The following is a 25,943-nucleotide window of genomic DNA, read 5'->3' on the forward strand; positions in this document are numbered from 1 at the left end:
AGGGCGATGACTCCGTGGAAAGTATGGGAAAGTGCGCGCATTCCCGCACGTTCCACGGAGTCATCGTGTCTTGCGCGATGCGAAGAGAGCATGCCGCTGGGAGTTGATCGTTACATGTGATTCACCTTACGTTCTCCATGGGTCGTCGTTCGGCGACCCGTCCATCGATGATCACGACATCAGGAGGGGAACGTTCGATGGTGGATCGTTTCAGATCATCCGTGATCGCCGGGGCCTCGACGCTCGCGGCGGCCGGCCTCGTGCTGGGCTCCGCCGGGGGAGCAGCGACCGGCACGACGAGCTCAGGCGGGGCCGCCACGGCCTCGGAGGCCGCATCCCAGTCGACGGGCGCGCTCGCCGCTCCGGAGTCGGTGCGCGTCGCCCACGCCGAGCCCGGGCGCCTGGACATCCGCTGGGACGAGGTCTCCGGTGCGCAGGGCTACGTGCTGCTGCGGGCCGACAGCGCCGACGGCGACTACGTCGAGGTCGCGCGCACCGGAGCCCGCGAGGTCTTCGCGACCGACGACGACGTCGACACCACGGCGGTGCACTACTACCGGGCGCGCGCCGTCGGCGCCGAGGGGCTCTCGGGACCCTCGGCGGCCGCCGTCGGGCGGCTCGCCGGCGACTCGGTGCCGGAGCCGACGTTCCCGGAGGACGGCAGCCTGACCCTGGACCTCGGACCCGGCCGCGGCGCCGAGGGTGCAGTCGCCCTGCGCCCCGGGGCGCCCTACACCGCACAGCACCGCGTCGGCTTCGTCGACCTCGAGGAGGTGACGCCCGTCCATCGCGGCCAGGACCCGCTGCACGGAGATCTGATCACCGTCGGCGACACCGAGCTGGTCGCCGACATCCCCGCCGGCGACTACACCGTCACAGTCGCCGCCGGCGATCCGGAGGCGCCCACGGATCTGGCGGTCACCGCCGAGCAGATGCAGAAGGTCGAGCCGGCCCGGCTCGCCGCCGGCGAGACGCGGGAGCTCTCCTTCGACGTCGCGCTCGTCGACGGCCAGCTGAACCTGGAGTTCTCCGGCGAGGCGGCGACGATCTCGGCCGTGACGATCACCGCCCACCACGAGCGCGAGGCCGCGGAGACGCCGACGGCCTACATCACCGGCGACTCCACCGTGCAGACCTATGCCGACGCGTATGCGCCCCAGGCCGGCTGGGGACAGATGCTCGGCCGGTTCCTCGACGACGGCGTCGTCGTCGACAACCACGCCATCGGCGGGCGCTCGTCGAAGAACTTCATCAGCCAGGGGCGGCTGGACGCCGTGCTGCGCCAGATCCGGCCCGGTGACACGCTCTACGTGCAGTTCGGCCATAACGACAACACCTACGGCGTCGACGATCGGTACGCCGCCCCGGCCGACTACCGCAACTATCTGCGCACCTATGTGGAGGGCGCTCGGCAGCGCGGGGCCACGCCGATCCTGGTCACTCCCGTCTCGCGGCGGGACTTCGATCCCGCCACCGGCGCGTTCAACGTCTCCTTCCCCGAGTACGTCGAGCAGGCGACGGCGCTGGCCGAGGAGACCGGCACGCCGCTGGTGGACCTCGCGGCCTCCAGCCGCGCGTACCTGGACGAGATCGGCCCTGAGGAGGCGAAGTCCGTCTTCCTCTGGGTGCCGGCCGGGATCTATCCGAACCGTCCCGACGGCACGCAGGACGACACCCACTTCCAGGAGTACGGTGCGATCCGGATGGCACGGCTGGTCGCCGAGGACACCGCGGCGCTGGACGTCCCGCTGGCCGAGCACGTCGTCGACGTCGAGCCGCCGGCCGAGGTGCCCGCGGCGCCGAGCGACCTGCGGGCCGAGGGCGTCTCGGCCTCCGGGCTGACGCTGCACTGGGCCTCCGGCGACGACGCCGACACCCATCGGGTGCAGATGAAACGCTCCTCTGCCGGCGAGGACGCCTGGTCGCTGGCCACCACTTCCACCGAGCAGCGCGCGGAGGTCTCCGGGCTGGAGCAGGACGCCTCCTACGACCTGCGCGTGGTCGCTGTGAACGCCCGCGACGCCTCGGAGGCCTCGGAGGTGCTGACCGTCGCCACGCGGGCGCCGCTGCACTCCTTCGATCTCCAGCTCTCCGGCGGGCCGACGATGGACGGCTTCACGCCGGTGGAGGGGACCACGGCGTACACCGCCGAGCGCGGCCACGGCTTCCTCGCCGGCGAGCCCGACGGCCGGGACCGCGGCGCGGACTTCGACCCGGCGCCGTCGGATCTGGCGCGGGACTTCCTGCTGCCGAGTGTGGAGACGCCCTTCGCCGTCGATGTCCCCGACGGGACCTACGCCGTGCGGGTGATCTGGGGTGACATGATCGGCACCGCCCGGCTCGACGTCGCCGTGGAGGGCGAGGACTTCGGTGCGGCGAACGCCGGCCGCGGCTCCACGAGCAGCCGCGTGCTGCAGCCGGTGGAGGTCCAGGACGGTCAGCTGACGGTCGAGGCCGACGGCTGGCTCAACGGGGTGGAGATCACCCGGCTGGACTGAGCCTCGAGGCCTTTCGCGGGCACGCCCCGACCAGCGATGACTCCGCGGCACGTGTGGGAATATGCGCGCTTTCCCACACGTGCCGCGGAGTCATCCACGGGCGGCGATGCTCAGACGGCATGCTCAGACTATTGATCGTTACATGTGATTCAGCTTACGTTCTCCATGGGTCGTCGAGCGGCGGCTCACTCGTATCTGTTCTCGATATTCGGAGAGGAACGATCAATGGTGAATCGTTTCAGTTCACCGCTGAAGGCCGGAGTCTCGGCCGTGGCGGCCGGCAGTCTGCTCCTCGGCGCCGCCGGGGGAGCGGCTGCCGCCCCGGAGGGTTCCGGCGATGCCGGCGGGGCGTCGTCGGAGGCCTCCGGTCTCGCCCGTCAGGCCGAGCGGATCGACCGGGCACCGGTCGCCGCGACCTCCGGCGACGGCGTGCACGTCGGCTGGCGGCTGCTCGGCGACGACCCGCAGGACCTGGCCTTCCATGTCTACCGCGACGGCGAGCGGGTCACCGAGGAGCCGCTCGACGGGACGACCAGCCTGCAGGACCCCGACGGCTCCGCCGGGGCGACCTATCGGGTGAGCACCGTCGTCGACGGCGTCGAGCGCTGGGCCACCGAGGGGTTCGACGCCTGGGACGGCCAGACGCAGGACATTCCGCTGCAGAAGCCCCAGGGCGGCACCACGCCGGACGGCGTGGACTACAGCTACACCGCCAACGACACCTCCGTCGGCGACGTCGATGGTGATGGCGAGTATGAGTACATCGTCAAGTGGTACCCGACCAACGCCAAGGACAACGCGCACAGCGGCCACACCGGCAGCGTCATGCTCGACGCCTACGAGCAGGACGGCACGCAGCTCTGGCGCATCGACCTGGGGAAGAACATCCGCGCCGGCGCGCACTACACGCAGTTCCAGGTCTTCGACTATGACGGCGACGGCCGCTCCGAGGTCATGACCAAGACCGCCGACGGGACCGTCGACGGCGCCGGCGAGGTGATCGGCGACCCGGAGGCCGACCATCGCAACTCCGAGGGCCGCATCTTGGAGGGGCCCGAGTACCTGACGGTCTTCGACGGCGAGACCGGTGCGGCCGTCGACACGGTCGACTACGTCCCGCCGCGCGGGGACCTGGCGAACTGGGGCGACACCTACGGCAACCGCGTCGACCGCTTCCTGGCCGGCACCGCGTATCTGGACGGGCAGTCGCCGAGCGCGGTCTTCGCCCGCGGCTACTACACCCGCGCCGTGGTCTGGGCGGTGGACTTCGACGGCGAGGAGCTGAGTTCGCGCTGGGTCTTCGACAGCGACGAGGCCGGCGACGAGTATGAAGGCCAGGGCAACCACAGCCTCTCGGTCAACGACGTCGACGGCGACGGCAGGGACGAGATCGTCTACGGCTCGATGACCCTCGACGACGACGGCACGCCGCTGTACAACACCGGCCTCGGTCACGGCGACGCCCAGCATGTCTCCGACTTCGACCCCTCGCGACCGGGCCAGGAGGTCTTCTCCGCCCACGAGGACATCGGCGCCTCCGGAGGACGCGGCGCGACGCTGCGCGACGCCGCCACCGGTGAGATCCTCTGGGACATCCCGGCCGAGGTCGACACCGGTCGGGCGGCCATGGGCGACATCGACCCGCGCCACCCCGGCGCCGAGGGCTGGGCCGTCGGCGGCGACGCCTCCTGGGACTCGCGCACCGGGCAGCTGATGTCCGCCTCCGGCGAGCTGATCTCCGAGACCATCCCCGCGGCGAACTTCCTCACCTGGTGGGACGGTGATCTGCTGCGCGAGATCACCGACCACGACTACGACGCCGAGTCCGGCACGGGCGTGCCGACCATCTCGACGTGGAACTACGAGGAGGAGGCCGAGGAGGAGCTCTATCGGGCCGAGGGGACGCTGAGCAACAACGGCACCAAGGGCAACGTCGCGGTGCAGGCCGACCTGTTGGGCGACTGGCGCGAGGAGATCGTCACCCGCACCGAGGACTCGACGGCGCTGCGCATCGCCACCACGGTGATCCCCACCGAGCATCGACTGCGCACGCCGATGTCCGACTCGCAGTACCGGCTGTCGGTCGCCTGGCAGAACACCGCCTACAACCAGCCGCCGCACACCTCCTACTTCCTCGGCGAGGGCATGGAGCAGCCTGAGGCTCCCGCCCTGGACTACACCGCCGAGGCTCCGGAGTTCGAGGAGGTCCCCGGCACCGGCGAGCCCGCACCGGGCCCGGTCGCGATCGACGTCGAGGATGCCGAGGTCGGCAAGCTGCGGGTGGAGGCGACCATCGCCGAGGGCGAGGTCAACGGCACCCGGTTCGCACTCGTCGTCGACGGCGAGCAGCGGGCGACGGCGCAGGTCGAGGACCGCACGCCGAAGGACCAGGACGTGAAGCTCCAGGCCGGCGACGTCGGCCCCGGCGAGCACGCGGTCCAGGTGGTGGCGAGCAACGACGCCGGCGAGACGGCCTCCGAGACGGTCGCCGTGACAGTGCCCGTCGACGACTGAGCGGCCGACGACCGACCGCCGCCCCGCACGACGATGACTCCGCGGGACGGGTGGGAATGAGCGCTCATTCCCACCCGTCCCGCGGAGTCATCCGGGAGTCGGGAAGCGGGGGAGTGCGGGGGCCGACGTCGAGCCCGCCCCGCGGCCTCAGGCCGTGTAGGTGTTGGCGATGTGCACGTCGCAGTCGGCGTTGTGCGCCACCGAGGTGGCGATGCTGCCCAGCACGCGGCCCATGCCGCGGATGCGCTGGTTGCCGACGACTATCATCTGCGCGTCGTTCTTCTCCGCGGCGGCCAGCAGCGCCTCGGCCGGCCGGCCGAACTCCGCGCCCGGGGTGACCGTCACGCCGTCGGCGTCCAGCGAGGCGACGACCTTCTCGGCGGTGTGCAGCGCGTTGTCGGCGTCGGAGACGACCCACTTGTCGGACCCGCTCTGGATGGTCTCGCTGCGGTCCTGGCTGTAGGCCGAGATCACCTTGAGCTCGGCGCCCAGCGCACGGGCCAGCTCGAGCGCCTGCTCGGCCGCCTTTCGGGCGGTCTCGCTGCCGTCCACGCCGACGATGATCGGTGCTGACATGGGGACTCTCCTTGGTCGAGTGGTACTTGTCACGTTCAGCCTAATCGAGATCCGACGGCGGCGCTCAGCGCCGCAGCGTCGCCGGCCGGTCGCGTCCGGCGACCTCGATGCTCGGCCAGCGCGGGTCGAGGCTGAGGACCTCGACGTCTCCATCCTGACGCATCAGCACTGTGTCCTCGACCTTCGCGCCGAGAACCCGCCGCGCGTCGAAGCCGGTCGGGTTGAAGGCGAAGGCCTGGTCGGGGTGCAGCACGTCCGGCACTCCGGGCGCGACGCGCGGGTCGCGGCCCTGGTAGCCGGCGGCTCCGCCCTGGTGGTGCTGGGTCCACTCCTCGGGGTCGAAGCCGCGAGCGGGATAGGCCCGGCGGATCGTCTCCAGCACGTCGACCAGCGCGACGCCGGGGCGCAGCGCGGCGAAGATGTCGGCCTCGACGTCGAGGATCGCGGCATCCAGCGCGTCCTCGCCCTCGACCGGGTCGCCGAAGCCCACCCACCGGGTGACGTCGGCGATCAGCCCGCCGCGCCGGGCGCAGACCACAGCCATGGCCCGGCGACCCAGTGGGCCCGACGTCGGCAGCGGATGCCGGTGCACGGCCCGGTCGGCGCCCTGGGCCAGCAGCACCACCGGCTCGGCGCCGCGGGCGGTCAGCCGACCGCCCAGCTCGGCGGCGAGTTCGAACTCGGAGGTCTGCGGCGTCGCCGTCGACAGCACGTCGGTGAGCACCTCGGCGGACTCGCGGCAGAGCGTCCGGTAGCGCTCGATCTCCGGGGCCAGCAGGCTCGCCCGGGCCGCGCGCAGCGGCAGGGCGGCGGAGCCCTCGTCGACCAGCGTCCAGTCCGCCGCGGCCGGGAACCAGGAGGCGACGGCGTCGACGTCGGCGTGCCAGGCGATCGGGTGCAGGGTGACGGTGCCGTCGTCCAGCGCGTCGGCCAGCGGGGCCAGCTCCTCCTCGCGGATGCGGGCGGCCTCGTTGGAGAACACTCCGATCTCCACGCCCTCGCGAGTCACCAGGGCACGCAGGATCGGCGCGCCGGCCAGACTGATGTGCACTCGGGCGCCGACCAGCAGCCAGGAGAGCGCGCCCTCGGAGGAGAGCACCAGTCCGTCGGCGCCGATCTCGTCGAGCACGCCGGCCAGCCGGCGGTGCTTGGCGGCCAGCTCCGCGGTAGGGGACATCTGTGGGGGCTGCTGCGTCATGCTCGCTCCTCCGCCGGCACGGTCGCCGGCTCGTCGATCAGCCGCTCGCCGAGGGCGGCGGCCTGGTCACGGTCCAGTCGGCCGTCGACGACGGCGACGCGCACCCGGCGTGCGACCTGCCGGCCGGGCTCGGCGGCCACCGGCGCGTCCCAGGCGAGCGACATCCCGACTCCGGGGTAGCCCGAGCAGCGCACGAACCACGGGTCGGCGTCGGTCGAGGCCAGCACGAGGGTGGCCTCGCCGCCGCCGTGCACCGAGCCGAAGCGGCCCGAGTACATCAGCCAGTCGGTGACGCTGCCGTGCACCCCCTCCTCGCCCTCGGCCTCGGCGGTGCAGATGGCGGCGTCCTCGACGGCCGGCAGCCGCCAGAAGAAGCCTCCGTAGCCGCCGCCGACGCGTCCGTTGGAGCCCGGGCTGCCCAGCATCACCGTCCGGTCGACCGCAGGGGTCAGCGCGAAGGACACGTCCAGCGCCCAGCTGTCGGGGACGTCGGGGCCGGCGGCGCCGGCGGAGCCGAGACCGGCCGCTGTGACCGACCGCTCCTCGACCAGCAGCGCCGCGCCGCGGTCATCGATCCAGTCCAGCCGCTGGTGCAGCCGGGAGCCGCCGTCGAGCGCGGCGACGTCGTGGGTGAGCCGCTGCTCGGCGGGGCGGATCCGCCCGTGGTCCGCGCGCCAGATGTACCGGCCGGCGTCGCGGGTGTAGGTGCGTCCGCCCCAGAAGTTCGTGCCGTCGACGTCCTGCAGGGCCACGGAGACGCCCAGATGCCACGTGTGGTCCAGCGGCTGCTGGTCGGTGACGACGACGCCGCCGCGGGTGCGGACGCGGTCGAGGAACGGCCGCGGCGAGTCGGTCGGGGAGAGATCCTCGCCGGTGCGCAGCTCGGCCACGGCCCGGCGGGCGCCGGCGTCGCGGATCGTCAGCTCGCCGTCGGTCGCCGGCGGCGCGGCCCAGGGGGCGCCCAGCGAGGAGAACGTCGACGGCGCCTTCGTCGCCCGGGCCAGGTAGTCGGCGATGTGCGGGATGACCGGATGACGCTCCGGGCCGGAGTCGACCTGCTGAAGGTGCTCCTCGCCGATGGCCGCCGGCGCCTCCGCGGTGCGCACCGCCTCGAGGACCTGCATGAACGCGTCGGCGTCCTCCAGCGGGGAGAGCAGCGCCCCGGCGGTCCCGTCGCGGACGTCGAGCAGGTTCTCCAGCAGGTCGGTCCGGCCATGGACGACGGTGCGCGGTTCCCCGGCGTCGTCGGCGTTCTGCGGCGCCTCGCGGTTCGGCGTGATGACCAGCTCGTCGCGGGTGTAGTAGAGCACCGCCTGCCCCTCGGTGCCGTGGACGGTCACCCAGGGGTACTGCTCCTGCTCCTCCGGCGCGCACAGCGTCAGCGCGGCGGTCACCGGAAGCCCTGCGGCAGTGCGCAGCCGCACGATGGAGGTGTCGTCGGCCTCGATCCGGTGGGCGTGGTGCAGCTCGACGGCGACGTCGTCGACGTCGGAGGCCCGCCGCGCTCCGGCGACGTGCAGCGCGGTGCGCACGGCATGGGCCAGCGGATTGGTGACCACGCCGTCGACGACTTCGACGCCGTCGAGCACCCGTCGGCCGGCCCACGGCGCGCGGTCGTAGTAGGCCTGCCGGCGCAGCCACAGCCCGGTGGCCGAGACGGCGCGCAGCTCACCGATGCCGCCCGGGGACTCGGGCGCGGCGAGCAGCTGCTCGATCGCCTCCAGCGCGTGGGAGCCGATGGACTGGAAGCCCACCTGCACCCGGCGGCCGGCGGCCTCGGCATGGGCCAGCAGCTCGCGGTGCTGGGCGAGCGTCGCCGTCGGCGGCTTCTCCAGCAGCACGTCGGCGCCCATGTCCATCGCCTCGCGGGCGAGGTCGAAGTGCGTGTTGATCGGGGTGGAGATGATGACGACGTCGGGGCGGTGCCCGGCTTCGCGCGCCTCGGTCAGCGTGGCGTGGACGGGGATGTCCCCGCGGACCTCCGGTCCCGGGTCGGTCAGGCTGGCGCCGGCGATGAGCTCGGCGCGGCCGAGCGCGGCCAGCCGCTCGAGGTTCGCCAGGTGGCGGCGGCCGAAGCCGTCCAGTCCCACCAGCAGCACGGAGGTCGGGGTGCGGGGGTCGTCGGGGGCGTCGTCGGTCATCTCTCTCCTCGGAATGCGGCTGGATCGGTCTGCGGATGGATCGAGTGGCCGCTCCTGACGAGATCTCCGGCCCTGCGGCGGGCGCGGGACGGAAGAATGTCGTCAGGAGCGGCCACTCGATGCCCGCGGGCGGGCTCTCGGCGGTCTCGCGGGCTTCGGCGGGCGGCTCAGGACGCCGGCGTCGGCGCCGCGGCCCGCAGCGCCGGCAGCACGAGCTCGCCGTAGCGGGCCGTCATGGTCTCCAGCGTGGCGGCCGCGTCCTGGGCGTTGATCTCCTCATTGAAGATCTCGACCTCCACCGGACCGGTGTAGCCGGCTTCGGAGACCCAGCGGCTGATCGTGGCGAAGTCGACGTGCCCGTCGCCCATCATGCCGCGGGACTTCAGCGCATCGGAGGCGATGGGCAGGTTGAAGTCGCAGACCTGGTAGCTGGCGATGCGCCCCTCGCGGCCGGCGCGGGCGATCTGCTCGCCCAGCTGCGGGTCCCACCACACGTGGAAGGTGTCGACGACGACGCCGACCGTCTCGGCCGGATGCTCGCCGGCGATGTCCAGCGCCTCGCCGAGGGTGGAGAGCACCGCGCGGTCGGCGGCGTACATCGGGTGCAGCGGTTCGAGCACCAGCCGGACTCCGTGTTCGGCGGCGTACGGGACCAGCTCGGCGATGCCCTCGGCCATCCGGGCTCTGGCGTCGACGACGGACTTGTCCGACCGGTCGCCGGAGCCGCCGAGCAGATGTGCGGCCGAGGGCAGTCCGCCGACGACCATGATCAGCTCGTTCGCGCCGATCGTCGCCGCCTCGCGGATCGCGGCACGGTTCGACTCCAGCGCCTCGGCCCGCTGGGCGGGCTCGGACGGGGTGAGGAAGCCGCCGCGGCAGAGCGTGGTCGCGCTCAGCCCGGCCTCGGCGATGATCTTCGCCGAGGCCTCGGCCCCGCCGGCGTCGGCCAGCAGGTGTCGCCACGGGCCGATGTGCTCCAGCCCGGCGGCGGCGACGGCCTCGACGGCCTCGCGCAGCGAGAGCCGCGGGGTGGTCCCGGTGTTCAGCGAGAGCTCGAAGCTCATCGGGCGCCTCCTTCCGCACCGGTGCCGCCGGCGCTCGATCCGCCGTCGGGGTCGACGCCGCCGACGATCAGCGCGGCGCGCATGCGCTCGGCGGCCAGCTGCGGGTCGGTGAGCAGTCCGGCGGCGTCGGCGAGGACGAAGATCCGGGCCAGATGCGGCAGCGAGCGGCCGGCGTGCAGCCCGCCGACCAGCTGGAAGCCGCTCTGGTGGCCGTTGAGCCAGGACAGGAACGCCACCCCGGTCTTGTAGTAGATCGTCGGGTGGGCGAAGATGTGCCGACCCAGCTCCCGGGTGGAGTCCAGGATCGCTCGGCCGCGGGCGGCGTCGCCGGCGTCGTAGGCCTGGATCGCGGTGGAGGCCGCCGGGTAGATCGCGGCGAAGATGCCCAGCAGCGCGTCGGACTGCTGCCAGCCGTCGGCGCCCTGCTCCTCGCCGTCGATGAGCTCCGGGTAGTTGAAGTCGTCGCCGGTGTAGAGGCGCACGCCCTCCGGCAGCCGGGCGCGCAGCCGCTTCTCGTGCTCGGCGTCGAGCAGCGAGACCTTCACGCCGTCGACCTTCGCGGGGTTCGACTCGATCAGCTCGAGGAACGTCTCCGTGGCCGCGGCGACGTCGTCGGAGCCCCAGTAGCCGGCCAGCGCCGGGTCGAACATCGGGCCGAGCCAGTGCAGGATGACCGGCTGCTCGGCCTCGGCGAGCAGCTCCCCGTAGACGGCGAGGTAGTCCTGCGGGCCGGAGGCGACCTTCGCGAGGGCGCGCGAGGCCATCAGGATGGTCTTGGCCCCGGAGCCCTGGACGACCTCCAGCTGCTCGCGGTAGGCCGACCGGACGGCGTCCAGGCCGGCCGCGCCGGGCTCGACGTCGGCGGGGTCCAGCTGGTCGGTGCCGGCGCCGCAGGCGATCAGGTCGCGCACGGATCTGCCGGCGAGCGCCGGGTATGCCCCGGACTCGACGACGCGGGCGGCCTCGGCGGCCGAGCGGCGGATCAGCTCCTTCGTCGCCGCCCAGTCCAGGCCCATGCCGCGCTGGGCGGTGTCCATCGCGTCGGCGACGCCCAGGCCGTAGGACCACAGCTCGTGGCGGTAGGCCAGCGTGGCCTCCCAGTCCGGCGCCGCCGGGGCGCCCGGGACGTTCTCGGCGTCCATGCGCGGGACCACGTGGGCGGCGGCGTAGACCACCCGCGATCTCAGCGGCTCGCTCGGCCGGGTGAATGCGCCGACGCGCGGATCGGTCTGGCCGGTCATCGTGTGTTCGACCGTGCCGCCCTCGGGCGTCGGCAGGGTCAGCGTGGGCAGCCGGGTGCTGGTGGTGGTGCTGGTGTCGGTGCTCGTGGTGCTCACAGGGTGATCTCCGGGATGTCGACGGTGCGGCGTTCGGCGGCGGACTGCAGGCCCAGCTCGGCCAGCTGCACGCCGCGGGCGGCGGAGAGCAGGCCGAAGCGGTGCTCGCGGCCGGCGACGACGTCGGCCAGGAACTCCTCCCACTGGGCCTTGAAGCCGTTGTCGAAGGTGGCGTTGTCCGGGACCTCCATCCACTGGTCGCGGAAGGACTCGGTCACCGGCAGGTCGGGGTTCCACACCGGCTTGGGAGTGTGGGCGCGCTGCTGGGCGACGCACTTCTGCAGGCCGGCGACCGCCGAGCCGTGCGTGCCGTCGATCTGGAACTCGACGAGCTCGTCGCGGTAGACGCGCACCGCCCAGGAGGAGTTGATCTGGCCGACCACGTCGTCGCCGTCGGGGGTCTCCAGGTCGAAGATGCCGTAGGCGGCGTCGTCGGCGTCGGCGTCGTAGCGCTCGCCCTTCTCGTCCCAGCGCTGCGGGATGTGGGTGGCGGTGCGCGAGGTGACCGACTTGACCTTCCCGACGATGCCCTCGAGCACGTAGTTCCAGTGGCAGTACATGTCGGTGGTCATCGAGCCGCCGTCGGCCAGACGGTAGTTCCACGACGGCCGCTGGGCCTCCTGGTGCTCGCCCTCGAAGACCCAGTAGCCGAACTCGCCGCGCAGCGAGAGGATCCGGCCGAAGAAGCCTTCGTCGACCAGTCGACGCAGCTTGATCAGGCCCGGCAGGTAGAGCTTGTCGTGGACGACTCCGGCGGTGACCCCGGCGGCCGAGGCCTTCTGCGCGAGGTCGACGGCGCCGTCGAGGGTCTCGGCGGTGGGCTTCTCCGTGAACAGGTGCTTGCCGGCCGCGATCGCCGCCGACAGCGTCTGGTGGCGCAGCGAGGTCATCGAGGCGTCGAAGACGATGTCCACGCTGGGGTCCCGGATGATGCCGTCGAGGTCGGTGGTGAAGTGCTCGACGTCGTGCTTCGCGGCGAGCTCGCGGATCTTGTCCTCGTTGCGGCCGACCAGGATCGGCTCGACGGTGACCTTGGAGCCGTCCGGCAGCTCGATGCCGCCCTGGTCGCGGATGGGGAGGATCGAGCGCAGCAGGTGCTGGCGATAGCCCATCCGGCCGGTGATGCCGTTCATGGCGATGCGGAGGACGCGGGGTTCAGACATGTGACAGGACTCCTGACAGGTGGATCTGTATGCGGTCGTCGCGGCGATGATGCCGGAATGCGCTTTCCAGGGTAGACTCGCCGTGAAGTATGTGTCAACAGTCACAGTAGGAGCTGGTCCATGGCAGTCCGCCTGGCCGACGTCGCCAAGGCCGCCGGCGTCTCGCAGTCCACGGCGTCCCGTGTCCTCAACGGGTCCTCGCGCCGGCCGAATCCGGCCGTCGCGGAGCGGGTGCGCGCCGCCGCCGACGAGCTCGGCTACTTCCCGAACGCGCAGGCGCAAGCGCTTGCCCGTTCCAGCGCCGGGCTCACCGGACTGATCGTCCACGACATCGCCGACCCGTACTTCTCCTCGATCGCCCGCGGGGCCCAGCGCGGACTGGCCGGCTCCGGGGTCCAGCTGATGCTGGCCTCCACCGAGCGCGAGGCCGAGGCCGAGGTCGAGGCGGTGCGCACCTTCATGTCCTATCGCACCGACGCGATCATGTTGGCCGGCTCCCGCGGCCTGGCCGACGACGCCGCGCTGCAGAAGGTGCTGGAGACCTACCAGGACAACGGCGGCAAAGTGGCGATGATCGGTCAGCCGCTGAGCAACGCCGGGGGCGTGCGCATCGACAACGACGGGTCCGCGGCGGCGCTGGCCGGCGAGCTGCTCAAGCTCGGGCATCGGCGGTTCGTCGTCTTCGCCGGCGAGGAGCAGCTGACCACCGCCGCCCAGCGCACTGCGGGGTTCACCTCCAAGCTGCGTGCCGCCGGAGTGAAGCCGGAGGCGGTCCATCACGGGGCGTTCAGCCGCGACGGCGGCTACTTCCTGATGAGCGAGCTGATCCGCTCCGGAGCGGTCGGTGGGCCGGGTGCGGGGCCGCTGTGTCTGTTCTGCGTCTCCGACGTCATGGCGCTGGGCGCGCTGGCCGCTGTGCGTGAAGCGGGGTTGCGCGTGCCCGAGGACATCGCCCTGGCCGGCTTCGACGACATTCCCACGCTGGCCGACCAGAGCCCGACGATCACCACGGTGCGCCTGCCGCTGGAGGAGATCGGGCGGATGACCGCGGCGATGACGCTGCACAACGGCGACGCCGACCGCTGGACCGTCGTCGAGGGCACGCCGGTGCTGCGCGAGAGCACCCGGCGGGACTGAGGCTGTCGGCGGGACTGGGCGCCGTCATTCCCCGTCCAGTCGGGCTGGGCGGCTGACACTCCATGGGGAGAACTGGGCCGAGCGCCGGGGAGTGCCTTCGCCCGTGCAGGGCGGGGCATCGGCGGCATCGGCGGCATCGGCAGCGTCGACGGGCGCCTCGTCCGGTTCGAATCGGGCATGAGCCCTGACTCGCAGAGAGCAGAGAGCGGTTTCCATCGGGCTTCTCGATTCCATTGACGTGTGATACGAATCACATCATGATGAGAGCACGCATCACGACGAGGGGAGCTCTCATGGAATCCGCCCGCACGGTCCGCCGCGGCCGCATCAGGATCCTCACCGCCTCCGGATTGGCGACGGCGCTGCTGCTCACCGCCTGCGGTGGCGACGACGGCGGCGGGGGCGACGGCGAGGGCGTCACCCTGGAGTTCGGCTGGTGGGGCTCCGACACCCGCCACCAGAACACCGAGGACATCATCGAAGCCTTCGAGGAGGAGCACCCGGACATCACGATCGAGGGTCGCTATGGACCCTGGGACGGCTACTGGGACCAGCTCGCCACGCAGACCGCCGGAGGTGACGCTCCGGACATCATGCAGATGGACGAGCTGTACCTGCGTGAATACGCCGACCGCGGCGCGCTGCTGGATCTGGCCGACGTCGACGTCTCGCAGATGGACGAGTCGGTGGTGCAGAACGGGCAGTCCGACGGCGCCCAGTACGGCATCACCATCGGCATCAACGCCTTCGTGATGCTGGCGAATCCGGATCACTTCACCGAGGCCGGCGTCGAGATGCCCGATGACACCAGCTGGACCTGGCAGGACTACCAGGACGTCGCCGTCGAGCTCTCGGAGAATCTCGACAGCTCCTGGGGCGCGGGCGGCTTCGACGAGACCGGCGGGTTCCAGACCTGGCTGCGCCAGCACGGCAAGCATCTGAGCACCGAGGACGGCGAGCTCGGGTACGAGCCCGCCGACGCCGAGGAATATTTCGCCTATATCCAGGAGATGCTGGACGCCGGGGCGACCCCGCCGGCCTCGGCGCTGGCCGAGGATCACGGCGTCGGGCCGGACGACTCGCTGACCACCAGCGGCGACGTCGCCATGCGCGCCTGGTGGTCCAACCAGACCGTGGCGCTGAGCGAAGCGGTCGGCACCGAGCTGCGGCTGCTGCGCTTCCCGAGCCCGGAGGATGGTGAGGACGGGGCCGCACCCTGGTACAAGTCCTCGATGTTCCTCTCGGCCAGTGCGGACACCGAGCATCCCGAGGAGGCGCAGGAGTTCATCGACTTCTTCGTGAACTCGCAGGAGGCCGCGGAGATCGAGATGACCGAGCGGGGCATCCCGCCGAACACCGAGATCCGGGAGCAGATCACCGAGCAGCTCGAGGGGCCGCAGCAGGCCGTGGCGGAGTACATCGCCGACATCGAGGACGAGCTCGGCCCGCCCGAGCCGGTGCCGGCGATGGGCGGCTCGACCTTCCAGGAGATCCTCTACCGCTACCAGGACGAGGTGCTCTTCGGGCGCCAGGCGCCGGCCGAGGCGGCCGAGGCGATGCACGCCGAGATGGAGGGCGAGCTGCAGGGGTGAGCGCGGGCCGGACGGCCGTACCCGCCGGGACTCAGTCCGCCGGTGCCGGCATCGGCTCGGCGAGCCAGTCCCTCACCAGTTCGGCTGCGGCTCCGGCGCCGATCACCTCGGCCCCCATGCAGAGCACCTGCGCCCGATTCCGGGAGAGGGAGGTGCGCACGGAGAAGACGTCGTGGGCGGTGACGGCGGAGACGCCGTCGACAGAGTTGGCGGCGATGGCCACGCCGAGTCCGTTGCCGCAGAAGAGGAGGCCGCGATCGGCGGTCCCCTCCGCGACGAGCCGGGCGACCCGGGTCGCCGCGTCGGCGTGGTCCATCCCCGCGTCCTCCGGGCTGTCGACGCCGACGTCCGTGACCTCCGCCGTCGTCTGCTCCCGGAGCATCTCCACGATGCTCGACTTCAGGGGGTGGCCGGAGACGTCGGAGCCGAGGGCGATGCGCAGTTCGTCCATCAGTGCCTGTCCTTCGCTGGTGGTGTGGTCATGGGCCCGTGGGACAGCCTGCCACACCCCGCGACCGTCCCTGCTTCGGAGCTGCGCCGACGTCGTGCCGGTGTCATCGCCCGGTGCGGCTCCGAGCCTTCCGCCATCCGTCGAGGATGCTCCAGCCGGAGATCACGACCGTTCCCAGCGCCGATCCGACGACGACCGTCGTGCGCACCGAGTCCTCGTCCTCGGCGAGGAGCTCGAAGGCTTCGGCGTTGAGCAGCGACCCGCCGGCGAGCAGCGCCAGGACGGCGCCGGCGACGAGCACGGACAGCAGCGTGTTCGCCGCCGCCAGGGAGCGGGTCCAGCCGGGCGCCCGGTGCAGGGCGACGGCGAATGCCGCCGCGGCGAGGACGGCTGGAGGCAGCAGGATCCACACCGGCCACAGCTCCGGAGAGAGCAGCGGCAGAGGGGCGCCGTCGATCTGGACGAAGCCGACGAAGCGGTCCCAGACGGCGGCGCCGACCACGGTCGCCAGGAAGATCAGCGTGGCGATGAGGTCCGACCGCCCGCCGCCGTCCGGACGGGGTTCGGGAAGGGCCTCCAGCGACCAGTCGGACCTGTCCGGTCCCCGGCCGGTGCGTTCGATGACGACGAAGAGCAGCGTCGTCCAGACCAGCAGGTGCATGCCGAGGGTGATCGTCGTGGCGAGGGTGCCGCCGAGGACCTCTCCGGCGGAGGCTCCGGCGAGGATGCGCACCAGTGCGGTGCCGATCGCGGCGAGGGGAAGCACCAGCATCAGGAGCATGCGCAGCACGCGGCGCCAGTCGAGATACACCGAGGGCCCCAGAAGATGCAGCGGGCGGTCGACCGATGCGGCGGCCAGACGCTCGGGATGGCCGAGTTCGGTCAGGACTGCGCGCTCGGCGTCCTCCTGCGGCTCACCGCCGTCCGTGCGGGCCGCGACGGCGTCGTCGATGGTCGATCGGAGCTCGGCGTCGAGGTCGTCGCGCGTCTGTTCGGGCACTGCGCGCATGACCGCGGCCAGATAGCGGTTCGTCCAGGTGGTCATGTCAGCTCTCCTCGGTCAGTGAATCGACGGCGGCGGTGAGTCGTCGCCAGTCGGCCTCGAGGGCCTCCGCGAGCTCCTCGCCGGCTTCGCTCGTGCGGTAGAACTTCCGGGGCCTGGGGTCGGCGGCCTGCCATTCGCTCGTCAGGAACCCCTGCTTCTCCAGGCGCCTCAGCAGGGGGTAGAGGGTGTTGCCGTCCACGGCGAGGCCGTGCTGCTGCAGCTGCTCCAGCAGGCGATAGCCGTAGTCGGGTCTGTCCAGCAGACGCAGGCAGCCCAGCACGATCGTGCCGCGGCGGAGCTCCTGGAGGTGCACGCTGAACGTGACGTCGGCATGGCTCATGACTCGCACTGTAGTGTGTGAGACACAGTATTGGCAACGACGCACCGCTGCATGCCTCGCGGCCGTCGGGCGGGGCGGTTCGGCAGGGGAGGTTCGCCCGTCGTCTCCAGTCGGTCAGTCACGTCGCTTGACATGTGACCCAGGGCACATGAGGCTGTAGGTGAAACGATTCGCCGCCCGCTGGAAGCATCACGTTTCCGAGCCGGTACCGCGCCGGAGGGCGGAAAGTGAACGTTCACTCGAACCCGCTCGACGGAGAGGATGATGGGAATGAGCACGAGGAATCACTATAGAGTCGCAGTTCGGACCGCCGGACTGCTGACCGTCGCCGGCATCGCGCTGACTGCCTGCGGGGGAGGCGGAGACGCCGCCGGAGAGGGCGGGGATGTCACGCTGCGGTTCTCCTGGTGGGGCTCCGACCAGCGCACCGCCAACACTGAAGAGGTCATCGCCGCTTTCGAGGAGGAGCATCCGAACATCACCATCGAGGGCGAGTATGGAGACTTCCAGGGCTACTGGGACAAGCTCGCGACCCAGACCGCCGGCGGCGACGCCGCGGACATCATCCAGATGGACCTGGCCTACCTGCGCGAATACGCCGAACGTGGGGCGCTGATGGACATCACCGAGGTCGAGACCGAGCAGATCGGAGACATGCTGCTCGAGCAGGGGCGGTCCGACGGCGGGCAGTACGGCATTCCCACCGGGTTCGCCTCCGTGGCGATGATCGCCAACACGTCGGTCTTCGACCGGGCCGGCGTCGAGCTTCCGGACGACACGACCTGGACGTGGGACGATTATGCGCAGGTGACGCAGGAGGTCGCCGGTTCCGGCGATGAGGCGCACGGGTCGATGGCGCCCTTCGAACCGGTGGCCGGGCTCCAGGTGTGGTTGCGGCAGCACGGTGCGGGGGTCACCGACGACGCCGGAGCTCTCGCGATGAGCTCCGATGATCTGGTCTCCTACTTCGAGCATCTCGATCAGTTGGCGCAGGACGGCACCTTCCCGGAGGCCTCGGTCATCGAGGAGGACCGCAGCGCCGGGGTGGAGCAGTCGCTCATCGCGACTGGCGGAGTCGGCCTGATCTACGGCTGGTCGAACCTGTACCCCACCGTCGTCGAGCATGCTGCGGGCGATCTGGAGCTGCTGCGGTATCCGAGTCCCGCCGGCAGCGCCGCCGACAACGGCATGTGGCACCGCGCCTCGATGTTCCTCTCCGGCAGCGCCGAGACCGACCATCCGGAGGAGGTCCAGGAGTTCATCGACTTCTTCGTGAACTCCGAGACGTCCGGGCTGGCGAACCTGACCGACCGGGGGCTTCCTGCGAACGCCGAGGTGCGGGAGGCTGTGCTGGAGGAGCTCGACGGTTCCGAGGCCGAGGCCGCGCAGTTCCTCGAGGACATCGCCCCCGAGGTCTCCGACCCGGCGCCGGTGCCTCCTCAGGGTGCTGGGGAGCTCGAGGACATCATGCATCGCTACCAGGCGGAGCTGCTCTTCGAGCGGCTCTCGCCGGAGGAGGCCGGGGAACAGGCCTTCGAGGAGATCGAGTCCGCGGTGGGCTGAGCCGCCGGACGGGGATCGACTCCGCCCCGGGCCACGTCGACGACACGTCGTCGCCCGGGGCGGCTCATGCACGAACGGGATGACGAGAAGGGACGGACATGACCACACGCGCAGCGTCGCAGCAGGGGGCCGGGCATCCGATGGAGCTTCCCGCCGAGGACTTCGCCGCCAGCCCGTACACCGGGTTCACCCGGGACCATTGGGTCGCGGTGACCGACCATCTGGTGGGGTCCGCCTGGCACTGGGCGAGCCCGGGCCGGGCGCATCTGAACCTGCCGGGACGGGCCTCGCGCAGCGGCCCGCAGTCCGACGGGCTGGAGGGATTCGCCCGCTCCATGCTGGCGGCGGCCTTCCGCGTGGCCGGCGCCGAGGGCGAGGACCCGCACGGCTGGCTGGAGCGCTACGCCGACGGGCTGCGCGCCGGCGGGGCCCGATCCGACGAGCTCGGCGCCGAGCCGTGGCTGCCCATCCGCGACGTCGACGCCGGCGGCCAGCCGATGGTCGAGTCGGCCTGTCTGGCGCTGTCGCTGCGGCTGACCCGCCCCTGGCTCTGGGATCAGCTGGACGAGCACGTGCAGGACGGCGTCGCCCGCTGGCTCTCCGGCGCTCTGCACGCGCTGCCGGCGTCGAACAACTGGTACCTCTTCCCCCACACCGTGGCCGGCTTCCTGGAATCGGTCGGCCGCGGCGACGAGCAGACCGCCCGCGTCCGCCGTCGGGCGCTGGACCTGCTGGAATCCTGGAACTGCGGAGACGGCTGGTACACCGACGGCGACGGCCGCTCCTTCGACCACTACAACGGGTGGGCGCTGCATTTCTACCCGGTTCTGGACGACCACCTGGCCGGCACCTCCGGCGTGCACGGCTCGCGGCTCGAGGAGCACCTGCAGGAGGTCCGGCACCTCTTCGGCGCCGACGGCGCCCCGCTGCATCTCGGCCGCTCGCTGACCTACCGCTTCGCCGCCTCCACCGCCGTCGGGCTCGGCGCGCTGACCGGTGACACGCCGATGGATCCGGGGGAGTCGAAACGGGTGCTGAACTCCTCGCTGCGCTACTTCCTGGACCGCGGCAGCATCGGCGAGGACGGCCTGCTCAGCCTCGGCTGGCATGGTCCGCATGCCGCGACGGTGCAGTCCTACTCCGGGCCGGCCTCGCCGCTGTGGGCCTCCAAGGCCTTCGTCGCGCTGCTGCTCGGGGAGGATTCCGATCTGTGGCGCGCGACCGAGACCGAGCGGCCGATCGAGCGGGACGACCTCGCCTTCGGCATGGAGCAGACCGGCTGGGCGGTGCAGACCACCCGCGACGACGGCGTCGTGCGGGTGCACAATCATGGCAGCGACCATATGCGCCCCCATCAGGGGGAGGACGCCGCCGCCGAGGATCCGCTCTACGCGCGGCTGGCCTACTCCACCAGCACCGGGCCGACGGCGAGGGGCGAGGTCGCCGACAACCACGTCTCGGTGCAGTTCCGCGGCCGGCGCAGCGTGCGACGGCGCATCCACCCGCTGGGCGCCGGCGGCGGGGGCGGCTGGGCCTGGGCGGGATCCTGGCACCGACCGATCTTCCCCACAGGCATGGCGGCCCTGCCGGGGCTGCGCGTGGAGTCGGTCGTCGTCGTCCGCGGTGCCGAGGAGCTGCGCATCGACCGGGTGCTCGACGCGGTGCATCCGGTGGAGGTCCGGCACGCCGGCTGGGCGGCGGATCCGGCCGGCGACGTGCGGTCGGAGCTGCGCGGGCTGCACGGCTGGGAGGACGAGGAGACCCTGACCTCGCCGGCTGGCACGGCCTTCGCGCAGTGGGTCGCGATCCCGGCGGTGCGCGCCGACGTCGAGGGTTCGGCGGTGCTCGTCTCGCTCGCTCGGCTCACCGGCACCGGGGAGATCGCTCCGCTGACCGGCGTGCAGGAGCTGGTCGTCGACGACGAGCAGGTCTCCTTCCGCTGGGCCGGCGAGGACGTGACGACCACCGTGCGCTTCGATCCTCTCGAGGTGGCCCGCACGGAATCGGCGTCGGCATGAGCCCGCAGACCCGTCTGCAGTCCGCGCCGTCGGCGGGCTGGTGGCGGGCCCGGGTCGGCGACCGGCTGCTGCCGCGGCTGGCCGATCGCGGGCTGGTCATCCATTCCCTGCTCGTGGTCCACGGAGGACGCCTGGTCGACGAGACCTATCGGCATCCCTACGGGCCGGAGCGTCGGCACCGGCTCTACTCGGCCGGCAAGTCGCTGGTCTCACTGGCGGTCGGAATGCTCGTCGACGACGGCGCGGTCCGTCTCGAGGATCGGGTTCTCGACCATCTCGGCGACGTCGCGCCGGCCGACGGGATCTCCGCACATGCGGCGGCGACGACGATCGAGGACCTGCTGACCATGCGCACGCCGCATGCGCAGAGTCCGCACACCCGAGTCGCCGACGCGGACTGGGTGCGCTCGTTCTTCACCGTGCCGCCCACGCGGCCGCCCGGTGCGCTGTTCTCCTACGACACCACCGCCACTGTGGTGCTGACCGCGTTGGTCGAGCGGGTCGGCGGGGTGCCGCTCGAGGACTTCCTCGCCGAACGGCTCGGCCGACCGTTGGGCTTCGAGGGCGAGATCGTCGCGCTGCGCTCGCCGCTGGGGCTGACGGAGGAGCAGCGCGGAGGGTCGCCGCCCTGGCGCGAGGTCGCCGACAACTCGATCGGCGTCGGCCACGGCGGATCCGGGCTCTCCTGCACGCCGCGGGATCTGGCGCGCGTGGCGCTGCTGTGCCTGCGCGACGGCGCCGCGGGAGGGCGGCAGGTCGTCTCCGCCGACTATCTGCGCCGGGCCGTGGCCGCCCAGGTGCCGACCGTCGGCGGGAGCTTCGGCCATCCTGAGGCTCAGCACGGCTACGGATATCAGTTCTGGCGGTGTCGTCGCGGCACCTTCGCCGCCTGGGGGATGGGAGGACAGCTGATGCTCTGCGTGCCCGAGCTCGACGTCGCCGTCGTCGTCACCGGCGACAGCCAGCACGTCGAGTCGGATGTGCAGCTGCTCCACGACGCGCTCTGGGAGGAGCTGCTGGATCCGGCGGCCGCCGACGTCGGGGAGGCTCGCCCGACTGCCGGCGGCGAGGCCGCCGCGCGGCCGGACATGCTGGTGCTCCCGGACTGCGCACCGCGTCGGCTGGAGCTGGAGCCGGTCTCCGGCGCGGCGCCGTCCGCCGTCGGCCGCGAGGGGCTGCGCCTCGACCAGACGCTGGAGGAGAACGCGCTCGGCGTCGTCGGGCTGGCGCTGCGATGCGATCCGGACTCCGGCGAGCTGACGCTGACCACCGCCGACGGCGCCGTACGGCGCATTCCCTTCGGCATCGGACATCACCTCGAGCATCCGCTGCCCGGGCACGGGTACGAGACGCACAGCTCGGGGGCCTGGCTCGACGCCGAGACGCTGCTGGTGCGCTCGCAGGTCACCGACGAGTGGCTGGCCCAGCTCAGCATCCTGCTCCATCTCGACGGGGGCCGTGTGGTCTGCCGGATGCGCCGGGCGGCGGAGTTCTTCGCCGACGAGTTCGAGGGCGTGCTGGTCGGTCAGCGCCGGTGACGTGGACTTTCGTCGACATCGTCGGGCACCGCGATGCCGTGATGCTCACCTGAGCGGGTCGATTCATACGCAGGGTGGATCACTGCATGTCAAAGCGGCACCGCTGAAGGGCACTCTATGCGTTGACCGGCCTTCCGACGCGGCCATACAGTCAGTGGAAACCGATTGCCGAGTGACCTGCATCACAAGGTGGCACCACCGGAGCGCAGGACTCGGCGTCGGCACCGCACCGATCACTCGATGAAGAGGAATCTCATGACGAACTTCTCGCGACTCTCCAAGATCGTGGCCCTGACCTCCGTCTCGGCCGTCGCGCTGACCGCATGCGGCGGCGACGCCGACGGCGGCGACGGCGGGGGCGACGATGTCAGCCTGCGCTTCACCTGGTGGGGATCGGACTCCCGCCACGAGACCACCCAGGAGATCATCGACGCCTTCAACGAGGAGCACCCGAACATCACCGTCGAGGGTGAGTACGGCGACTGGGCCGGGTACTGGGACCAGCTGGCCACCCAGACCGCGGCGAACGACGCCCCGGACATCATCCAGATGGACGTGAAGTACCTGCGCGAGTACGCCGACCGCGGGGCGCTGCTGGACCTCTCCGACGTCGACACCTCGACCTTCGACGAGTCGATCGTGGAGAACGGCACGACCGAGGACGGGCTGTTCGGCATCACCACCGGCATCAACTCGCTGGCGATCGCGGCGAACCCGGAGCTCTTCGAGGAGGCCGGCGTGGAGATGCCCGACGACACCACCTGGACCTGGGAGGACTACGCCGAGATCAGCGCGCAGCTCTCCGAGAACCTCCCGGAGGGCTCCTACGGAGCCTCCCAGCCCAACGAGCCCGGCGCCTTCCAGGTGTGGCTCCGTCAGCAGGGCAAGCATCTGACGACCCAGGAGGGCGACCTCGGCTTCGAGGTCGCCGACGCCGCCGAGTACCTGTCCTATTGGAAGGAGCGCGTCGACGAGGGCGGCCTGCCGCCGGCCTCGGTGATCTCGGAGAACCAGACCACTGGCCCGGACCAGGCGCTGATGGGGCAGGGCGAGGCCGCATTGGGCTCCTGGTGGACGAACCAGCTCAGCGCCCTGACCGGCGCCTCGGGCGTCGACCTGGAGCTGCTGCGCTTCCCGAGCGAGACCGGCAGCGCCGAGGACAACGGGCTCTGGTACAAGTCATCGATGATGATGTCGGTCTCGGCGGGGACCGAGCATCCGGAGGAGGCTCAGGAGTTCGTCGACTACTTCGTCAACTCTGAGGAGGCCGCTCAGCTCAACCTGGTCGACCGCGGGCTGCCGGCGAACGAGGAGGTCCGCGAGTCGGTCGTCTCCGAGCTCGACGGCGCCGACCAGACCTCGGCGGAGTTCGTCGAGGCGATCGGCTCGGAGCTCGGCGAGTCCGAGCCGGTCCCGGCGCCGGGCTTCTCCGCGCTGCAGGACATCATGTTCCGCTACGAGAATGAGGTGTTCTTCGACCGCCAGTCGCCGGAGGAGGCCGCCGAGCAGATGATCGCGGAGATGGAGTCCGAGATGTCGTGAGACATCTCGGACGGAATCTCTCAAGAGAGCGAGCAGGGGTCCCCGGCCGGCGCGGCAGCGCCGGCCGGGGCGGCGAGCGAACGGAGTCCGAGATGTCGTGAGACGTCTCGGACGGAATCTCTCAAGAGAGCGCGTCGGGCCGGATCCGGGATCATCCCGGATCCGGCCGGGAGTGCGATGAGTGAACGATCACGCATCAATCTGCGCGGCCGATCCCGGTCGGGCTGACGAACAGGAGAAGGAAGCATGTCGAGGACTGCACGCATGACCCGCTTCGCGGCGCTGGGCACGGTCGCCGCCGTCGGCCTGACCGCCTGCGGGGCCGGAGCCTCCGGCGAGGATGAGGACGTGACGCTGCGGTTCAGCTGGTGGGGCGCCGACACCCGGCACCAGCTCACCCAGGACGTCATCGATGCTTTCGAGGAGGAGCACCCCGACATCACCGTCGAGGGCGAATTCGGCAGCTGGGACGGCTACTGGGACCAGCTCGCGACGCAGACGGCGGCGGACGACGCTCCGGACATCATGCAGATGGACGAACAGTACATCCGGGAGTACGCCGATCGCGGAGCGCTGCTGGCCCTCGACGACGTCGACGTCTCCCAGGTGGACGAGAGCGTGGTGGAGAACGGCCGGATCGACGGAGAGATGTACGGCACGACCATCGGGATCAACTCCTTCGTCATGGTCGCCAACCCTGAGCTCTTCGAGGAGGCCGGCGTCGAGATGCCCGATGACACCACGTGGACCTGGGACGAGTATGCCGACCTCGCCGTGGAGCTCTCCGAGGACCTCGACGGCGCCTGGGGCGCCGGAGCTCCCCGCGAGCCCTCGGGCTTCACGCTGTGGCTGCGCCAGCACGGTGCGCATCTCAGCGGCGAGGACGGCGGGCTGGGCTTCGAGCCCGCCGACGCCGAGGGGTACTTCCAGTTCTACCTGGACCTGCTCGAGGAGGGCGGCACTCCGCCGGCCGAGGCGATCAGCGAGGACCAGAACATCGGCAAGGAGCAGTCGCTGACCGGCAGCGGCGAGCTGGCGCTGGGCACCTGGTGGTCGAACGAGGCGGTCGCGCTCGCCGACGCCGCGGGCGTCGAGATGGAGCTGCTGCGCTTCCCCAGCCCGACCGGAGAGGCCGAGGACGCCGCGCCCTGGTACAAGTCCTCGCAGTTCCTCTCCGCCTCGGCCGGCACCGACCACCCGGAGGAGGCCCAGGAGTTCATCGACTTCTTCGCCAACTCCACCGAGGCCGGGCAGATCCTGAAGGCCGAGCGCGGCCTCCCGCCGAACAGCGAGGTGCGCTCGATGGTCTCCGAAGGCATGGAGGGGATGCAGCGGTCGACGGCCGACTACATCGACGCGATCGAACCTGAAGTCGGTGAACCGGAGCCGGTCACGGCGGCCGGGGGCTCGGAGTTCGGCTCGATCCTGTACCGCTACCAGGACGAGGTCTTCTTCGGGCGGCGGTCTCCCGCGGAGGCGGCCGCGGCGATGCATGCTGAGATGGAGGCCGAGTTGGAGTAGGAGCTGCGCCGGTCTGAGGCCGGAAGGTCGGCGACGACGTCCTGCTCTCGGTCATACCTCGGGCTCGTCGCCGGCACGATGTGACCAGACCTGGGACGTCGTTCCTGGCACGGGCCGTCGCAGCTCGACCGAGACCGTCGGTGACTGATCGAGGAGGAACACCGCATGAGCTGGAAGTTCGCCGTGAGCACGCTCGGCATCCCGTCCGCGCCGATCGACGAGGCGATCGAGGTCGCCGTCGACGGCGGCTGCGACGGGATGGAGCTGCGGGTGCACGCCGACGAGGCGCTGCACCTGGGCATCCGCGACGACGACGCCGTCGACATCGGCCGCCGCGTGCGAGCGGCCGGACTCGCCGTCGCCACGCTGGCGGGCTATGTGCAGGTCTGCTCGCCGGACGACGATGCCGAGGTCCTCTCCGAGCTGCGCGGACTCATCCGGCTGGCCGAGCTCGTCGGGGCGGAGAACATCCGCGTCTTCCCCGGCGGCGGCACCGATCCGTCGGCCGCGCGCGATGCGGCCGAGGCCGAGCGGCTGCGCCTCACTCAGCGGGACCGGGCGCGGCGGCGCATCTCCGCGGTGCTGGACGAGCTGCGCGCCGCCGGCGTGCGGCTGCTGGTCGAGACTCACGACTCCCACCCGACCGGCGCGGAGACGGTGGAGCTGGTCGACGGGCTCGCCGACACCTCGCTGGTCGGCGTGCTC

General features: G+C 71.4%; 19 protein-coding genes. 10 read left to right on the plus strand and 9 right to left on the minus strand.

The genetic code is table 11. The features are described 5' to 3' along the window. Nucleotides 1-197 precede the first annotated feature (197 nt). Both GU5_RS16525 and GU5_RS15685 read left to right on the plus strand, forming a co-directional pair. On the plus strand, nt 198-2,498 hold the full coding sequence (locus GU5_RS16525) for an SGNH/GDSL hydrolase family protein (protein WP_010525988.1): 2,301 nt from the start codon (nt 198-200) through the stop codon (nt 2,496-2,498). A gap of 225 nt (nt 2,499-2,723) precedes the next feature. Then, the gene (locus GU5_RS15685; RefSeq protein ID WP_010525989.1) at nt 2,724-5,012 is read left to right on the plus strand and encodes a rhamnogalacturonan lyase; all 2,289 of its coding nucleotides are present in this window, start codon (nt 2,724-2,726) and stop codon (nt 5,010-5,012) included. Between the two features lie 147 nt (nt 5,013-5,159). Here GU5_RS15685 and GU5_RS0112900 read toward each other — a convergent pair whose 3' ends face one another. From GU5_RS0112900 to GU5_RS0112925, 6 genes are all read right to left on the minus strand, one after another. Next, nucleotides 5,160-5,588, minus strand: coding sequence for a universal stress protein (locus tag GU5_RS0112900; protein ID WP_010525990.1), 429 nt, complete (start codon nt 5,586-5,588; stop codon nt 5,160-5,162). A gap of 64 nt (nt 5,589-5,652) precedes the next feature. Then, the gene (locus GU5_RS0112905; RefSeq protein ID WP_010525991.1) at nt 5,653-6,786 is read right to left on the minus strand and encodes a Xaa-Pro peptidase family protein; all 1,134 of its coding nucleotides are present in this window, start codon (nt 6,784-6,786) and stop codon (nt 5,653-5,655) included. Then, nucleotides 6,783-8,927: a DUF6807 family protein gene (locus GU5_RS0112910; RefSeq protein ID WP_010525992.1), complete on the minus strand. Its 2,145-nt coding sequence runs from the start codon at nt 8,925-8,927 to the stop codon at nt 6,783-6,785. The genes GU5_RS0112905 and GU5_RS0112910 overlap by 4 nt, the downstream gene beginning before the upstream one ends. A 167-nt stretch (nt 8,928-9,094) precedes the next feature. Then, entirely contained in the window at nt 9,095-9,991 is an 897-nt protein-coding gene (locus GU5_RS0112915) for a sugar phosphate isomerase/epimerase (protein WP_010525993.1), read from the minus strand. After that, complete coding sequence (locus GU5_RS15690; protein WP_050806696.1) at nt 9,988-11,283, minus strand: dihydrodipicolinate synthase family protein; 1,296 nt, start codon at nt 11,281-11,283, stop codon at nt 9,988-9,990. The genes GU5_RS0112915 and GU5_RS15690 overlap by 4 nt, the downstream gene beginning before the upstream one ends. A gap of 41 nt (nt 11,284-11,324) precedes the next feature. After that, entirely contained in the window at nt 11,325-12,491 is a 1,167-nt protein-coding gene (locus GU5_RS0112925; protein ID WP_010525995.1) for a Gfo/Idh/MocA family protein, read from the minus strand. A gap of 120 nt (nt 12,492-12,611) precedes the next feature. Here GU5_RS0112925 and GU5_RS0112930 point away from each other — a divergent pair, with 120 nt between their 5' ends. After that, entirely contained in the window at nt 12,612-13,628 is a 1,017-nt protein-coding gene (locus GU5_RS0112930) for a LacI family DNA-binding transcriptional regulator (protein WP_010525996.1), read from the plus strand. A 293-nt stretch (nt 13,629-13,921) separates the two neighbouring features. Next, the gene (locus GU5_RS0112935) at nt 13,922-15,220 is read left to right on the plus strand and encodes an ABC transporter substrate-binding protein (protein WP_010525997.1); all 1,299 of its coding nucleotides are present in this window, start codon (nt 13,922-13,924) and stop codon (nt 15,218-15,220) included. Between the two features lie 31 nt (nt 15,221-15,251). Here the strand turns inward: GU5_RS0112935 and GU5_RS15695 are convergent, their stop codons facing one another. The 3 genes from GU5_RS15695 to GU5_RS0112950 form a co-directional block, all read right to left on the minus strand. After that, nucleotides 15,252-15,671 (minus strand): RpiB/LacA/LacB family sugar-phosphate isomerase, encoded by a 420-nt coding sequence (locus GU5_RS15695; protein ID WP_010525998.1) that lies wholly within the window; start codon nt 15,669-15,671, stop codon nt 15,252-15,254. 103 nt (nt 15,672-15,774) lie between these two features. Further along, entirely contained in the window at nt 15,775-16,716 is a 942-nt protein-coding gene (locus tag GU5_RS0112945) for a permease prefix domain 1-containing protein (RefSeq protein WP_010525999.1), read from the minus strand. Between the two features lies 1 nt (nt 16,717). Continuing rightward, nucleotides 16,718-17,056, minus strand: coding sequence for a PadR family transcriptional regulator (locus tag GU5_RS0112950; protein WP_010526000.1), 339 nt, complete (start codon nt 17,054-17,056; stop codon nt 16,718-16,720). A 270-nt stretch (nt 17,057-17,326) separates the two neighbouring features. Here GU5_RS0112950 and GU5_RS0112955 point away from each other — a divergent pair, with 270 nt between their 5' ends. From GU5_RS0112955 to GU5_RS0112980, 6 genes are all read left to right on the plus strand, one after another. Beyond that, nucleotides 17,327-18,619 (plus strand): ABC transporter substrate-binding protein, encoded by a 1,293-nt coding sequence (locus GU5_RS0112955; RefSeq protein WP_010526001.1) that lies wholly within the window; start codon nt 17,327-17,329, stop codon nt 18,617-18,619. 98 nt (nt 18,620-18,717) lie between these two features. Continuing rightward, complete coding sequence (locus tag GU5_RS0112960) at nt 18,718-20,637, plus strand: DUF2264 domain-containing protein (RefSeq protein WP_010526002.1); 1,920 nt, start codon at nt 18,718-18,720, stop codon at nt 20,635-20,637. Further along, on the plus strand, nt 20,634-22,175 hold the full coding sequence (locus tag GU5_RS0112965; RefSeq protein WP_010526003.1) for a serine hydrolase: 1,542 nt from the start codon (nt 20,634-20,636) through the stop codon (nt 22,173-22,175). The genes GU5_RS0112960 and GU5_RS0112965 overlap by 4 nt, the downstream gene beginning before the upstream one ends. Before the next feature lie 255 nt (nt 22,176-22,430). Further along, entirely contained in the window at nt 22,431-23,717 is a 1,287-nt protein-coding gene (locus GU5_RS0112970; RefSeq protein ID WP_010526004.1) for an ABC transporter substrate-binding protein, read from the plus strand. Between the two features lie 264 nt (nt 23,718-23,981). Beyond that, nucleotides 23,982-25,238 carry an ABC transporter substrate-binding protein gene (locus tag GU5_RS0112975; RefSeq protein WP_010526005.1) on the plus strand — a complete coding sequence of 419 codons (1,257 nt, stop codon included), beginning with the start codon at nt 23,982-23,984 and terminating at the stop codon, nt 25,236-25,238. A gap of 165 nt (nt 25,239-25,403) precedes the next feature. Then, on the plus strand, nt 25,404-25,943 hold a 540-nt coding region (locus GU5_RS0112980), incomplete at its 3' end, for a sugar phosphate isomerase/epimerase (RefSeq protein ID WP_010526006.1).

This window comes from Nesterenkonia sp. F, assembly GCF_000220985.1.
Taxonomy (GTDB): Bacteria; Actinomycetota; Actinomycetes; order Actinomycetales; family Micrococcaceae; genus Nesterenkonia.

What these genes read in the sequence shown, in the direction of transcription:
- GU5_RS0112950 (WP_010526000.1), bottom strand. Translation starts at nt 17,056, where the DNA reads ATGAGCCATGCCGACGTCACGTTCAGCGTGCACCTCCAGGAGCTCCGC.
- GU5_RS16525 (WP_010525988.1), top strand. Translation starts at nt 198, where the DNA reads ATGGTGGATCGTTTCAGATCATCCGTGATCGCCGGGGCCTCGACGCTC.
- GU5_RS0112965 (WP_010526003.1), top strand. Translation starts at nt 20,634, where the DNA reads ATGAGCCCGCAGACCCGTCTGCAGTCCGCGCCGTCGGCGGGCTGGTGG.
- GU5_RS0112945 (WP_010525999.1), bottom strand. Translation starts at nt 16,716, where the DNA reads ATGACCACCTGGACGAACCGCTATCTGGCCGCGGTCATGCGCGCAGTG.
- GU5_RS15695 (WP_010525998.1), bottom strand. Translation starts at nt 15,671, where the DNA reads ATGGACGAACTGCGCATCGCCCTCGGCTCCGACGTCTCCGGCCACCCC.
- GU5_RS15685 (WP_010525989.1), top strand. Translation starts at nt 2,724, where the DNA reads ATGGTGAATCGTTTCAGTTCACCGCTGAAGGCCGGAGTCTCGGCCGTG.
- GU5_RS0112905 (WP_010525991.1), bottom strand. Translation starts at nt 6,786, where the DNA reads ATGACGCAGCAGCCCCCACAGATGTCCCCTACCGCGGAGCTGGCCGCC.
- GU5_RS0112960 (WP_010526002.1), top strand. Translation starts at nt 18,718, where the DNA reads ATGACCACACGCGCAGCGTCGCAGCAGGGGGCCGGGCATCCGATGGAG.
- GU5_RS0112955 (WP_010526001.1), top strand. Translation starts at nt 17,327, where the DNA reads ATGAGCACGAGGAATCACTATAGAGTCGCAGTTCGGACCGCCGGACTG.
- GU5_RS0112975 (WP_010526005.1), top strand. Translation starts at nt 23,982, where the DNA reads ATGACCCGCTTCGCGGCGCTGGGCACGGTCGCCGCCGTCGGCCTGACC.
- GU5_RS0112970 (WP_010526004.1), top strand. Translation starts at nt 22,431, where the DNA reads ATGACGAACTTCTCGCGACTCTCCAAGATCGTGGCCCTGACCTCCGTC.
- GU5_RS0112925 (WP_010525995.1), bottom strand. Translation starts at nt 12,491, where the DNA reads ATGTCTGAACCCCGCGTCCTCCGCATCGCCATGAACGGCATCACCGGC.
- GU5_RS0112930 (WP_010525996.1), top strand. Translation starts at nt 12,612, where the DNA reads ATGGCAGTCCGCCTGGCCGACGTCGCCAAGGCCGCCGGCGTCTCGCAG.
- GU5_RS0112935 (WP_010525997.1), top strand. Translation starts at nt 13,922, where the DNA reads ATGGAATCCGCCCGCACGGTCCGCCGCGGCCGCATCAGGATCCTCACC.
- GU5_RS0112900 (WP_010525990.1), bottom strand. Translation starts at nt 5,588, where the DNA reads ATGTCAGCACCGATCATCGTCGGCGTGGACGGCAGCGAGACCGCCCGA.
- GU5_RS0112910 (WP_010525992.1), bottom strand. Translation starts at nt 8,927, where the DNA reads ATGACCGACGACGCCCCCGACGACCCCCGCACCCCGACCTCCGTGCTG.
- GU5_RS0112915 (WP_010525993.1), bottom strand. Translation starts at nt 9,991, where the DNA reads ATGAGCTTCGAGCTCTCGCTGAACACCGGGACCACCCCGCGGCTCTCG.